Consider the following 10994-nt stretch of genomic DNA (forward strand, 5'->3'; position numbering starts at 1 on the left):
CTGCATTGCCTCTCCTTTTGGGTTAAGATGCTTTCTTGATAAAAAACATCTTACTCCCTTTGGGATGGCAATGCACCTTTTCTCTTACTAATCCTTACTTATTACCCACAGATTCTGCGGACGAGCCAGAAAAATAAGTATATGAAAAGCATTGGGATGGAAATATAACGGTCATCTCGAAGATTGACTACCAGTAAAACTGGCTTATTGAGAACTCTTGCAGCTTGTTCCATTATATCGCTAAGATTCCGAAAATCTTCTTTTGTGGAAAATATGTGCTCGTCAAAGTAGGGAATTGAGAAGAAATCTCGTGTAGTTGCTTTAGCAACCGTATCTTGAAGTTCTAGTTCGAAGTCTTTTACTTTGATTTTTTTTACTTTGTCGAGAAGATTTGGAAAGAGAACGAAGAACAGAACAAAAACTGATAACCAGACCATGGTAAGAGCTGGTGTAGTCGCTATGGGTAATGGGGCTACGATAGAAATAAAAGCAAACCAAGCACTCGCCATTATAGTAGAAACTAATAAAAATGTTGCAATTCTTCGTAATACATATTTATTAAATAATGAAAACGTCTGTTCTTTTAATTTAAGAAATCCATTTGATATTTTCGAATGAGATTTTTTTATTGCTGCAGAAGAACGTAAGATAGCCTTTAAAATAGCAACTTTTTCTAAATGTGATTTTGCATTACAGAATTAATTATATGCTGGAAAATTTCTGTTTATGTGGGGTTGCCTCAATAGCGCATTTATTAGTATCTTGGCTTCTTGTGCCCATATACTTTGCGCATTGATGTCATCTTCTCTAAGTTTTTCGCCTTCCTTTAATAACTTTTTAAGACGGTTCTTAATTTTTTTCATTTCTCCCTATTGAGTATTTAGCGTATGATTATTCGATCTGTAGAAAATATGCCATCTATATCACAATATGTCTTAACTTTCACAGAGATTTCCATAAGTACCGGTTTTTCTCAAAGCTTTCACCAGCATACGAATATAAGAATTGGTAATACCCAACCTGAAACCCGAATAAACAGGAAGAGTAACTAATCGTCAATCTTACAAAGTAATAGCATTGGCAGGTTGAAGTACAACTCGAAGAGAAAGCGAAGCGCATGTATAAAGCATCCCAACATTTCCATAAATGCTGTAAATGTTTACGTCGGGTTTCACTTCTCTCAACCCAAACTACCATCCCTCATTTTCTCCCCTTTGCCACAATATTATAGGATGCCCAGCCAGATTCTCTGTCTGGGATTATAGTACTATATGTTTTGTGTTCTAAGTACATAATATAAAAATCTTTATAAAAGAGGGAACGCAACTCATCTTCTGTGAAAAAGTGTACTGTTCCGGTGTTTTTAAAGGTTCCAATCGGGATATCAATCCTTGTGTTAGGCTCAACTTCTACACCATATTTTGAGAAAGGGTGGATGGTGGAATACCAATCTATTCCAATATACATTCCGCCGCTCTTCAGGATAGATGCTGATTTTTCTATTGCCTTTTTTACTCCATACATTCTATTGCATGTAATTGCTCCCCGATCTATTATTAAATCAAAGGTACTTTCTTCATACGGAATGAGAGAGGTAAAATCTCCTGCAATCACTTCTATATTATCACCAAATTTATGTTTCATATATTTTACTGCTGTTTCTGATCCCTCAATTGCATGATACTCAAAGCCTTTATCTAAAAAGAATGGGATATTTGCACCAACACCGGGACCAAGTTCGAGAACTTTTACTTTATGATCATATTTTTTGGGATTTGCATGGCGCATTACAAGCGCCACTAGGTCACTCCAAGGATACTGTGAAAAGTGTGACCCAGCAGCAAACTGTGCTTCCCATTCCTTTGAAAATGTCATAAAATGCCTTCCTCTCCCATCAGGATGTTTTTTGACGTATCCCCACAATTCATCAATAGGTCAATAGCAGACATAAAGGACTCAAACCGCTCATACGTTTGTGGATAAACAGGGTGCTTATAATCATGATACAATACCTTTATTCCACTGGCTTCAAACAAGTTCTCACGAATATAAGTCCTGCCGAAAGGTCCGGATATATATGTATCTGCACCAGCAGCTTTACATAAATTCAGCAAAAACTCATCTTTCTGGCCTGAAACGTTCATCTCAGAGCTGGAAAGAAGAGGTGTCTTAATTTGTAAGGCATCAAGTAGATATCGGGTTGTTTCATTTGCCACTTCAGTGAGTAGTTTCCATTTCCGGCTATATAAATCCATGAGATATGTTTCATGTCTTTTAAAAAAAAGGGCTTTTGAATAATTATGTCGTATAACACTTAGATGTTTTTCTCTCCATCTCTGATTATTCTCAACCTCAATGTGATTAAGGTAAAGATTTCCGAACTTGCCCTTGGTCTTTAATGGAACAGTAATCCATTGCCAACCATCTTTGGTACGTATCTTGTTACGGTTTGCAAATTTTGTCCTGCTGTTAAGGTCTATCTGCACATTATCCAGTATAATAAGCATATCACTTATAGCTACCCGATGAAACCATCCAAGCCATGGCCAGTAAGCAGGTTGCATTATTGTCAATCTCACTTGCCATGCTCCGGTAGTTCTATTCCCATCTCTTTTATAAAGTTCACAGCGCTAAACCATATCTCTCCATGAATAGATGTTTTCAGTAAATTAAGATAGCCATTTTTTAGTCTCAGGGTAACAGCGTCACCTTTGTTATCGATATTCGTTGAACATATGCCTTCATTAACAAAAAACTTCTGCCTGTCCAAATTGATATAAGGGAGGGCATATGGCTTAACAAAAGCCCTTAGTTTTCTTGTACATTCTTCTACAGTATCTATTCCTATGCGAAGCTCTCTGTATTGTTCCACATCAATGCTATGGCCGCTATTCATCATTGGTCTTCCTTCAAAACCTTTCAATGCAAGTTCGGTTGCTTTAATAATATCTGATGGCTGAGAAAATATCATAGTCCTCATAATGTCAACAGATGTTTCCTGACCTGAAAGAGAAATTTCCCTCTGAAGTAGAATATTTCCACAATCCATTTCAGAAGACATATAATGAATAGTGTAGCCTGTTTTTTGTTTCCCCTCCAGTATACACTGCATAACAGGATACCGCCCTTTATAGTCCGGCAAGAGAGAGCTATGAAGGTTTATTGCTTTGTAGTTTTTAAGAACATGCTCCGGCAATAGATAAAGGAAATTATTGGAAACTAACAGATCGGGTTTATATACATTAAGCACCTCAAGAAAATCATGTCCCTTTACTATTTTGCCATCAGCGTAGTGCAAATTATGAATCTCACAGTATTCTTTCAGAACATCGCCCCTTTTATCTCCTAAGCAAATTGGTACGTTATAACCTTCGCGAATTAGTCTTAAAAGAGATAATACACCCTCCTCAAAGTTCCCTAAAAAAATTATTCTTCTATTTTGTGACATCAATCTAGGTGTTCAAGTAATATTAAGTTATTTTTATTAATGTTTGTTTTTAGCCTTCTGCCTAATATATAAGGGGCAAATTTCGGCGCAATACCTGTCCCCGGTCTCTTATATGCAATGTCTGTTTCTGTGAGACGGAGACCTTTTTTAAGGTTTCTTACAGCAACAAGACTTCTTCTGCATATTTTTCTCATATCTGTCTCTTTTGTAGTTGGAATCAATTCTGGGGAACCCAGTGCTTTTTCTATGAATCTGATTGATTTGACAAGTTCTTTAAGTTCCTGCGGGTCGGCGGAGAACCAGTGATCCGGCCCTTTAAGGTTTTTATCAAGAGTGAAGTGTTTTTCTATAACCGTCGCCCCTGACGCAACAGCACCAACAGAGGCAGTTATTCCTATGGAATGATCAGAAAAACCAATAGTAACTCCAAATGAATCTTTTATTGCTCCCATCTTTTTCAAATTTATCTCTTCTGCGTCTGCGGGATACGAGGAAACACAATGTAAAACAATAATGCTATCGTTTCCTACGTTTCTTATAGTATTAACCGCATCTTCAATTTCAGAAGCGTATGCCATACCTGCGGATATAATCATAGGTATTCTTTTAGATGCATAATACTTCAATAGAATAAGGTTAGTCAGATCATCTGCACCGACTTTGATAATAGAAAGATTCGTTAACCCAAGGATTAAATCAAGATCGGATGCATTCTGTGGCGTAGTGAGAAATACGATATTCTTAGATTTACAGTGAGCAATTATTTCTTTCCACTGTTTTTTAGGGAACTCATAGCGCTTAAACATTTCAAACATGGATTCAACAACCTTTTTGCCCTGAGAATAATATGTATATGTTTCATCAGGATTTGCTATAAACTCATCTGCCTTGAATGTCTGAAATTTTATAGCATCAGCGCCACATTCCTTTGCAACTTCAATCATTTTCTTAGCAATATCAATGTCACCGTTATGGTTTATCCCCGCTTCGGCAATAATAAAGGGCGGGCAACCATCACCTATACATTTTTTATTGCCAATTTTAATCTTCATTGCCATAATGCCTCAACCACTCTTTCTGTCCCCATACCATCAACAATTGCCTGGCATCTGTTATTGAGTTCTTCCCGTAAAGATTTATTAGCAATGAGTTTTTGTAAAATACTAACAATATCCAGGTAATTGTTTTGCACTATCCAACCTAAAGACATTACCATGCCTTCTCTGTTTAACGAATTTACTATATTCTCCTGGTTGTCCGTAGTTATACATAACACAGAAGGTACGCCCATAAAAAGAAGCTCCCATGTAGTTGTGCCACCTGCCGAGATTGCTACATCAGCCCATTGCATAAGGGCAGGCATGTCTTGTGAGTCATAAATAATTTCTATGTTGTGTTTACTTTTATCTGCAATGGCTTTTACCGAATTGAGATGAGGATTGTTGGCGCCAATTGGAACTTTTATGCAAAGCGATACATCCAATAGATTCAATGCATCAAGCATCTTTGCAGTATGGTTTTCGGCATCGGAGCCACCCATCGTAACAAGGATATTTTCCACTTTATTCTTAATTTCTTTTTTATACCCTCTATAATTGAAAAATTCGCTTCTCAGCATAACGTAATCAGTTCCAAGCAGAAATTTTGTTTGAGGTAATGCGTTATATTTAAATTTATCTGCGCCAAAATTCTGATTTAAGATTATATCCGCATAATATTTATCAAGATGAGCATAATCATCTATAACAAGCAGTTTGATACCGCATTCAGATACGCCTTTCTTATATGCAGTATCAAATTGATAACCGTCAAGAACAACACAGTCGGGGGATTCGGCATCAATAATGTCTATCGTTTCTTTTAAACTGCTATGCCTGCTCAATTCATAAACTTTACAACTGTTTTGTCTTATTCTTTCCAGTATTTTTTTAGTGTCGCAGTGCGTTACCCATGCTATTTCCCCACCCTGTTTCTTCCATGAATGGGCTAAAGCTAAACATCTCATGACATGGCCAGTGCCAATATCCCGCGTAGCGTCTGCTCTAATCAACATCTTTGCATTCATGCAAAATTTTATTTAGTACCAACCTTCATAATAAACTCTGCAAACTTCAGATCAATTTCATTGTCAATATCAATAGACCTTTCCCATGGCATTGTGTATGAAACCATTGGATAGAAATGGTAATTTTTTTGCATCTTAAACTCGGTAATATCAAGTATTGTCACCGCCCCATTACAGATATATGCCTTTGGCATCTCCTGGCTTTTTAGATTTATAAGCTTAGGGAAATAAGGGCTGAGATAGCCTTTGCCGTCCACTTTTAATGCAGCAAAAGGTGTGTGCATATACTCTGATATACTCATGAGAACCTTAGCATCTGACCGAGCAAAATTATTAAGTGCAGATATAATATCTACGTCAGTTCTTAAAGGTGATGTAGGAAGCAAAATGAAAAGGGTCTTATAAAATTTTCCTATCCCTTCCAGATAGTTAATCATATGCAAACAGACATCAACTACACCGGCAGGATCTTTAGAAAGCTCTTCAGGCCGCATATAAGGAACAATTGCTCCATAATTTTCGGCCATTCTTTTAATCGCATCATCCTCCGTAGAAACAAATATCTCTTTAAAAATATCTGCTTTTTTAGCGGCATCAATAGCGTACTCAATCAAAGGTTTTCCGTTTAGCATAGCTATATTTTTTCTTTTTAACCTATTGGAAGTACCTTTTGCGGGGATAATACAAAGAAATTCCTCACTTAACATATATCCTCCCACCTAAGCATCTCATCCTTGCCGACTTTTCTCTTTAATCTCTTTCCTATCACATAATTAATCTCATCAGGGCCTATGCCATAACCTGGTCTCCTGAAGTCAATATTTTCAATCCTTAGAACATTTCCCGCGTCCATTTCCTTTGTTAAGAATATGCTCCTTCTTACTTTCAGTCTTCCCTTTTTTGCCTCATCAGGTATTGTCCTTCGGAAAGTTCCTAACGCAATCTCAAGTTCTCTTATGGAGCTTACAAATCTTCTAACTTCATGAGGTTCAAGTGAGAACATATGCTCACAGCTTCTTATTGTTCTGTCTGTAGTAATAGTTTTTTCTACAAGGTTGGCGCCAAGAGCTACAGCAGCAATATCCATTTCCCAACCCGGTGTATGGTCTGAAAAGGCAACGGCATATTCACTAAACATTGTCTTAAGAGTGGTGATCATTCTAAGGTGTATGCTTTCGAGCCTGGCAGGATAACCTGTCGGACAAAGATGTATAAGAATATTTTTATTGCCCTCGGATTCAATAGCGCCAATAGCTCTTTCAATTTCCCATAAATCTGAACTGCCCGTGTCCATTTGTATGTTTACACCTTTTCTAGCAACATGTCTGATAATTGGAAGATGATTAATATCGCCGGAAGCAATTTTTATTGAAGGTGTTTCTAGTTCATCAACAAGAAAATCAACTTCCTCTGGGAAAACAGCAGTTGAAATAAATATAATCTTCTTTTTATCACAATGCAGTTTAAGCGCCTTCCATTCATCCTTGGTAAGTACCCGTCTTTTCAATATGTCGTAAAGAGGCTCTCCTACCGTATCCGTTATATTTTTAACCTTATCAGAAAGGACTTTATAAGAGAAGATTACATCCTTCTCTCCCATCAGCCTTTCAACATCAAGCATCTGGAATTTTATAGCGTCTACTCCTGTACCAGCAGAGATATCTACAAGCTTTTTTGCAGATTCAAGACCTGTGTGCGTCGGACCTGCCTCAAGCACTATGTAGGCTGGTTGCCCATCTCCGATTATTTTCCCAGCAATTTCAGCAGACATTCCATATTCTCCTTTATTGTATTTGCCTCAAATCTTCATAAAAAACTTGCTATTTGCTTGAGCTACTTTTCGTACAAAAACATCTGATCTACAAGATTATTATCATCAAGATAGATATATTTCTTTTCCTTTATTAGCTTGAGGCCTGAAAAAGCATCTTTATATAGTTTTGCAAAATCAGTTTTCCATAACAGATTTTTATGCTCTCTGTAGAGCACTTCCTGATAACTTTCTGCATAATATTCGAAACCCCAAATATATTTCCCAGAGCATTTGTGTATATTTAAAATAGCCTTCTGTATATCGGCGGGATGTATATGTATTAGAACACCTGAGGTAAAAACCATATCAAAAAAACCATCCCTGAAAGGAATGTCCAATGCACTGCCTTTGATAAAACTTATACCTTTTGTTTCTGTCCTTTTTTTGGCAATTTCAAATGCATAGTCGGATAATTCAATACCATAGAGTTTTTTGAATCCCATATCTGCAAGCAGAATAAGCTGATTACCAACGTTACAACCCACCTCCAAAACTACAATATCTTTATCAAGGTCAGATAGAAATTCTTCATTCATCTGTTGTCTTGTAATACCAAAGTTTTTCTTATAAATGGCCTCCATTTCGAATATATTGGACATATTCCTGTCAGTGTATTCATGACCGAATACACCAGCCCACCGGGCAATCTGATAACTCAAGCTTTCCTCCCTATTTTTTATCGTTTTGGAATGCTTCTACAACAATCTTCGTTAAACGTAAAGCATCTGTTTCGCTAAGACCGTGATGCAAGGGGATGCTAAGTTGTCTTTTATAAAACAACTCTGCATCTGGACAAATACCTTCATCATAGCCGGTTCTTCTATAAAAGGGATGGAGATAAACAGGGATGTAGTGTACCTGTACTCCAAGTCCTTTTCCTTTCAATCTTTCGAAAATTTTTGCCTTCTGTCCTATATATTTTCCCCTCAGTTTTACCGCATAAAGATGCAAACTTGAATTAACATAATCTTTCTCCACAGGAATATCAAAATAAGGATTTTGGGTAAATTCCTTATTATATATGTCTCGTATGTTTCTTCTTACCCTTATAAATGAATCAAGTTTGTTAAGTTGAGATATGCCTAACGCTGCCTGAATATCGGTCATACGATAATTATAGCCCATGCACTGCATCTCATAGTACCATTCGCCATGAGGTTCATTAATAAAGTCTGTTCTGGTAATACCATGGCTCCTGAACATCAACATTTTTTTATAGAAATCTTCGTTGTTTGTTAGCACTGCTCCGCCTTCCCCGGTGGTTATAGACTTAACGGGGTGGAAACTGAAGATAGTCATGTCTGAGTGGGTACAACTACCAACCTTTACCCATTTTTCATTGCCATCATTATCTTTTATCTTGTACTGTGCACCGAGGGCATGGCAGGCATCCTCAATAACAACAATCCTATTCTTATCAGCTATTGAGTGTATCTGTTCCATATCAGAAGGATGTCCGCCAAAGTGAACCGGAACAATGGCTTTTGTCCTTGCGGTAATAGCGCTTTGTATTTTTCGTGTATCTATATTGCCGGTATCCGGCTCTACATCCACAAAAATCGGTCTTGCGCCCATATAGATGGCTGCATTTGCGGTTGCTGCAAAGGTGATGGGACTTGTTATTATTTCATCACCAGGACTTATACCAGCAGCAAAATAAGCTGCGTGCAGGGCTGCGGTGCCACTGGAAACGGCTACGGCAAACTTTGCCCCACAGTAATCAGCAAGTAGCTCTTCAAATTCTTTAATTTTTGGTCCCTGTGTTAACCAGTCAGAACGGAGCGCAAAACATACCGAAGCTATATCTTTTTCATCAATTGCTTGACGGCTATAAGGAATATGTTTTTGTATTGCATTAATCTGGTGCCCAATTTTTAGTTGACGCAACAATGCTGTATCTATCTCATCTAAATATTTCTGCATTAGGTAACCCAACCTGTAAAAAAGCCTGCTTTTTTTAATGGTTGCCATTCTATGGGTTAGAATTAAGGATTCTTTTTTTAAACCTGTCTTTATAAAATCTTTATCTTCAGGGGAGACAAGAATGGCATTCGCTTTGTTCTCTCTTTCAGTTACAGATGATATAGCCATTACCGTCACATCATTGCATCCTTTTTCCTCAAATAGAACAACTACAGGACGTATATTTGCGCCTTTAAAGCTGGTAAAGGGGAATTCGGCCAGATATATGCTACCTTTTTGGAAGGTATCTTCTGTAATCTTCATATATATCCTCTTCAGAGTTGTGCCATTCAAACCAATCTTTATCGGCAGCTTTCATAATCTCTTCGGTAGAAAGCTCTTTATTAGTATCTGACTCTATAATTATTATTTTTACCCTTTTCCCTTTTATTGCGGGTATCTTTTTATGAAAATCTAAAGACCCATCGCTTTTAACCATGATTTCATATTTATATGTATGCATTTTTAAACTCCTCTATTTTATATCCTTTATAATTTCACCCATTTCCTGAATTGTTAAAAACCATTTATTTGTCCCCGAATTATATTCAAAATCTTCCGGAACAGGCACTCCATGATTATTTTTATAACGCCGTTCAAAAAATTTAAACGTGGGCTGGATCATATAATAGTCCTTAAACTCCAATGTCCTTATAGCTTCGTCTTTAGAGATCATGACCTCGTGTAGTTTTTCACCCGGACGAATACCAACAACTTTTATTTCGCCATCCGGGGCTATTGAATTAGCGAGGTCCATTATATTCATACTTGGAAGTTTTGGCACAAATAATTCACCACCTACCATATGTTCAAGGCATTCCAGGACAAAATCAACACCTTGCTCAATGGTAATCCAGAATCGTGTCATGCGGGAGTCGGTAATGGATAATACACCTGTTTCCTTTTGTTTTAAAAAGAGCGGTATAACGCTTCCCCTGCTTCCGATTACATTTCCGTAACGAACGGTACTGAAGGATGTTTCATTTAGCCCAACATAAGAATTTCCTGCTATGAATAGTTTTTCAGAACACAGCTTTGTTGCTCCGTAGAGATTTATAGGACTAACAGCCTTATCTGTACTTAGCGCAAGAACTTTTTTTACTCCCTGGTCAATTGCCGTGTTAATAATATTTTCTGCACCAAAGACGTTGGTTCTTATTGCCTCGAAAGGATTATATTCTGCGACGGGAACCTGCTTTAAGGCCGCCGCATGAATTACATAATCAACCCCACGAAAAGAGCGTGACAACCGTTCTTTATCGCGCACATCTCCAATAAAGTAGCGCATGCAAGGATATTCCCTGACAGGGAAGATTTGCGTCATCTCAAACTGCTTCAGTTCGTCTCTGCTAAAAATAATTAATTTCTTAGGCTTATATTTTTTGAGGATAATTTCTGTACATTTTTTCCCAAATGTACCGGTTCCACCGGTAATTAGTATTACTTTATTGTCTAACATTAATAATATCCCCGTTTGCTACATTCAAATAAATCTAAAATCTATTTTTCGAAAAAACATCCCAGGTAGGGGCGAAGCATTTGCCTGCATATAAGCTAATCTTTACCCACAAATTTCAATAGCACCGTAGTTGTACGGCCAATTGAGCTGAAGGCTAAGTGGTGTAAAGTTCGTAAGCAACTTCAATATCAGCCAAACGTGACATGCCTCGCCAAAGTACTTCACTTCCGGGATGGCCATCACCACG

Annotated in this window: 13 protein-coding genes; 1 reads left to right on the forward strand and 12 read right to left on the reverse strand. The window is 37.4% G+C overall.

All coding sequences use genetic code 11. From position 1 onward, the window contains the following. Nucleotides 1–435: 435 nt before the first annotated feature. Entirely contained in the window at nt 436–618 is a 183-nt protein-coding gene (locus QZT26_RS13890; RefSeq protein WP_295102934.1) for a hypothetical protein, read from the forward strand. A gap of 80 nt (nt 619–698) precedes the next feature. Here the strand turns inward: QZT26_RS13890 and QZT26_RS13895 are convergent, their stop codons facing one another. The 12 genes from QZT26_RS13895 to pseB all read right to left on the reverse strand — a co-directional run bounded on the left by QZT26_RS13895 (nt 699) and on the right by pseB (nt 10747). Next, nucleotides 699–863 (reverse strand): hypothetical protein, encoded by a 165-nt coding sequence (locus QZT26_RS13895; protein WP_295102936.1) that lies wholly within the window; start codon nt 861–863, stop codon nt 699–701. Nucleotides 864–1200: 337 nt separating this feature from the next. Further along, entirely contained in the window at nt 1201–1875 is a 675-nt protein-coding gene (locus QZT26_RS13900) for a class I SAM-dependent methyltransferase (RefSeq protein ID WP_295102938.1), read from the reverse strand. Continuing rightward, the gene (locus QZT26_RS13905; protein WP_295102941.1) at nt 1872–2579 is read right to left on the reverse strand and encodes a WbqC family protein; all 708 of its coding nucleotides are present in this window, start codon (nt 2577–2579) and stop codon (nt 1872–1874) included. The genes QZT26_RS13900 and QZT26_RS13905 overlap by 4 nt, the downstream gene beginning before the upstream one ends. After that, nucleotides 2576–3298 carry a formyltransferase family protein gene (locus QZT26_RS13910; protein WP_295102944.1) on the reverse strand — a complete coding sequence of 241 codons (723 nt, stop codon included), beginning with the start codon at nt 3296–3298 and terminating at the stop codon, nt 2576–2578. The genes QZT26_RS13905 and QZT26_RS13910 overlap by 4 nt, the downstream gene beginning before the upstream one ends. A 149-nt stretch (nt 3299–3447) precedes the next feature. After that, nucleotides 3448–4500, reverse strand: coding sequence for an N-acetylneuraminate synthase family protein (locus QZT26_RS13915; RefSeq protein WP_164994347.1), 1053 nt, complete (start codon nt 4498–4500; stop codon nt 3448–3450). Continuing rightward, complete coding sequence (gene pseG / locus QZT26_RS13920; protein WP_295102948.1) at nt 4497–5501, reverse strand: UDP-2,4-diacetamido-2,4,6-trideoxy-beta-L-altropyranose hydrolase; 1005 nt, start codon at nt 5499–5501, stop codon at nt 4497–4499. The genes QZT26_RS13915 and pseG overlap by 4 nt, the downstream gene beginning before the upstream one ends. 20 nt (nt 5502–5521) lie before the next feature. Next, nucleotides 5522–6220: an acylneuraminate cytidylyltransferase family protein gene (locus tag QZT26_RS13925; RefSeq protein ID WP_295102951.1), complete on the reverse strand. Its 699-nt coding sequence runs from the start codon at nt 6218–6220 to the stop codon at nt 5522–5524. Further along, nucleotides 6214–7284: an N-acetylneuraminate synthase family protein gene (locus QZT26_RS13930; RefSeq protein WP_295102954.1), complete on the reverse strand. Its 1071-nt coding sequence runs from the start codon at nt 7282–7284 to the stop codon at nt 6214–6216. The genes QZT26_RS13925 and QZT26_RS13930 overlap by 7 nt, the downstream gene beginning before the upstream one ends. 62 nt (nt 7285–7346) lie before the next feature. Next, a complete protein-coding gene (locus QZT26_RS13935; RefSeq protein ID WP_295102957.1) occupies nt 7347–7985 on the reverse strand; it encodes a pseudaminic acid biosynthesis-associated methylase in 639 nt (212 codons plus the stop codon). Between the two features lie 10 nt (nt 7986–7995). Beyond that, the gene (gene pseC / locus QZT26_RS13940; protein ID WP_295102960.1) at nt 7996–9552 is read right to left on the reverse strand and encodes a UDP-4-amino-4,6-dideoxy-N-acetyl-beta-L-altrosamine transaminase; all 1557 of its coding nucleotides are present in this window, start codon (nt 9550–9552) and stop codon (nt 7996–7998) included. Beyond that, nucleotides 9518–9751, reverse strand: coding sequence for a hypothetical protein (locus QZT26_RS13945; RefSeq protein WP_295102962.1), 234 nt, complete (start codon nt 9749–9751; stop codon nt 9518–9520). The genes pseC and QZT26_RS13945 overlap by 35 nt, the downstream gene beginning before the upstream one ends. A gap of 12 nt (nt 9752–9763) precedes the next feature. After that, on the reverse strand, nt 9764–10747 hold the full coding sequence (pseB, locus tag QZT26_RS13950) for a UDP-N-acetylglucosamine 4,6-dehydratase (inverting) (RefSeq protein ID WP_295102965.1): 984 nt from the start codon (nt 10745–10747) through the stop codon (nt 9764–9766). Between the last annotated feature and the right edge of the window lie 247 nt (nt 10748–10994).

This window comes from uncultured Candidatus Kuenenia sp., assembly GCF_900696675.1.
Taxonomy (GTDB): Bacteria; Planctomycetota; Brocadiia; order Brocadiales; family Brocadiaceae; genus Kuenenia; species Kuenenia stuttgartiensis_A.

Excerpts from the sequence above, each read along its gene's own strand:
- QZT26_RS13925 (WP_295102951.1), bottom strand. The coding sequence starts at position 6,220 with ATGTTAAGTGAGGAATTTCTTTGTATTATCCCCGCAAAAGGTACTTCC.
- QZT26_RS13915 (WP_164994347.1), bottom strand. The coding sequence starts at position 4,500 with ATGAAGATTAAAATTGGCAATAAAAAATGTATAGGTGATGGTTGCCCG.
- QZT26_RS13890 (WP_295102934.1), top strand. The coding sequence starts at position 436 with ATGGTAAGAGCTGGTGTAGTCGCTATGGGTAATGGGGCTACGATAGAA.
- pseB (WP_295102965.1), bottom strand. The coding sequence starts at position 10,747 with ATGTTAGACAATAAAGTAATACTAATTACCGGTGGAACCGGTACATTT.
- QZT26_RS13930 (WP_295102954.1), bottom strand. The coding sequence starts at position 7,284 with ATGTCTGCTGAAATTGCTGGGAAAATAATCGGAGATGGGCAACCAGCC.
- pseG (WP_295102948.1), bottom strand. The coding sequence starts at position 5,501 with ATGTTGATTAGAGCAGACGCTACGCGGGATATTGGCACTGGCCATGTC.
- pseC (WP_295102960.1), bottom strand. The coding sequence starts at position 9,552 with ATGAAGATTACAGAAGATACCTTCCAAAAAGGTAGCATATATCTGGCC.
- QZT26_RS13895 (WP_295102936.1), bottom strand. The coding sequence starts at position 863 with ATGAAAAAAATTAAGAACCGTCTTAAAAAGTTATTAAAGGAAGGCGAA.
- QZT26_RS13900 (WP_295102938.1), bottom strand. The coding sequence starts at position 1,875 with ATGACATTTTCAAAGGAATGGGAAGCACAGTTTGCTGCTGGGTCACAC.
- QZT26_RS13945 (WP_295102962.1), bottom strand. The coding sequence starts at position 9,751 with ATGCATACATATAAATATGAAATCATGGTTAAAAGCGATGGGTCTTTA.